Consider the following 1,608-nt stretch of genomic DNA (forward strand, 5'->3'; position numbering starts at 1 on the left):
GGTAAGGAGGTGATCCAGCCCCAGGTTCCCCTAGGGCTACCTTGTTACGACTTCACCCCAGTCATGAACCACACCGTGGTAAACGCCCTCCCGAAGGTTAAGCTATCTACTTCTGGTGCAGCCCACTCCCATGGTGTGACGGGCGGTGTGTACAAGGCCCGGGAACGTATTCACCGTGGCATTCTGATCCACGATTACTAGCGATTCCGACTTCATGGAGTCGAGTTGCAGACTCCAATCCGGACTACGACATACTTTGTGGGATTCGCTCCACCTCGCGGTCTTGCTGCCCTCTGTATATGCCATTGTAGCACGTGTGTAGCCCTACTCGTAAGGGCCATGATGACTTGACGTCGTCCCCACCTTCCTCCGGTTTATCACCGGCAGTCTCCCTGGAGTTCCCACCCGAAGTGCTGGCAAACAAGGATAAGGGTTGCGCTCGTTGCGGGACTTAACCCAACATTTCACAACACGAGCTGACGACAGCCATGCAGCACCTGTCTCACGGTTCCCGAAGGCACTCCCGCATCTCTGCAGGATTCCGTGGATGTCAAGAGTAGGTAAGGTTCTTCGCGTTGCATCGAATTAAACCACATGCTCCACCGCTTGTGCGGGCCCCCGTCAATTCATTTGAGTTTTAATCTTGCGACCGTACTCCCCAGGCGGTCTACTTAACGCGTTAGCTCCGAAAGCCAGTGTTCAAGACACCAACCTCCAAGTAGACATCGTTTACGGCGTGGACTACCAGGGTATCTAATCCTGTTTGCTCCCCACGCTTTCGCATCTGAGCGTCAGTCTTTGTCCAGGGGGCCGCCTTCGCCACCGGTATTCCTTCAGATCTCTACGCATTTCACCGCTACACCTGAAATTCTACCCCCCTCTACAAGACTCTAGCCTGCCAGTTCCAAATGCGATTCCGAGGTTGAGCCCCGGGCTTTCACATCTGGCTTAACAAGCCGCCTGCATGCGCTTTACGCCCAGTAATTCCGATTAACGCTCGCACCCTCCGTATTACCGCGGCTGCTGGCACGGAGTTAGCCGGTGCTTCTTCTGCAGCTAACGTCAAACAATACCGCTATTAACGATACCGCCTTCCTCACTGCTGAAAGTGCTTTACAACCCGAAGGCCTTCTTCACACACGCGGCATGGCTGCATCAGGGTTTCCCCCATTGTGCAATATTCCCCACTGCTGCCTCCCGTAGGAGTCTGGACCGTGTCTCAGTTCCAGTGTGGCTGATCATCCTCTCAGACCAGCTAGGGATCGTCGCCTAGGTGAGCCGTTACCCCACCTACTAGCTAATCCCACCTGGGCCAATCTTAGCGCGAGAGGCCCGAAGGTCCCCCTCTTTGCTCCGTAGAGATTATGCGGTATTAGCCATCGTTTCCAATGGTTATCCCCCACACTAAGGCATGTTCCCAGGCATTACTCACCCGTCCGCCGCTCGCCGCCCAACAAATCCCCCGAAGGGTCAATGTTGTCGCTGCCGCTCGACTTGCATGTGTTAGGCCTGCCGCCAGCGTTCAATCTGAGCCATGATCAAACTCTTCAATTAAAGTTTTGGCTCGATGAATACTGAATTAAATTGACTGTGCCAAAATAACCGAAG

General features: G+C 54.3%; 1 rRNA gene. It reads right to left on the reverse strand.

The features are described from left to right. Positions 1 to 2: 2 nt before the first annotated feature. A 16S ribosomal RNA gene (locus C9I92_RS24970) occupies positions 3 to 1,554 on the reverse strand. Positions 1,555 to 1,608 lie beyond the last annotated feature (54 nt).

The organism is Photobacterium ganghwense, assembly GCF_003025595.1.
GTDB lineage: Bacteria > Pseudomonadota > Gammaproteobacteria > Enterobacterales > Vibrionaceae > Photobacterium > Photobacterium ganghwense.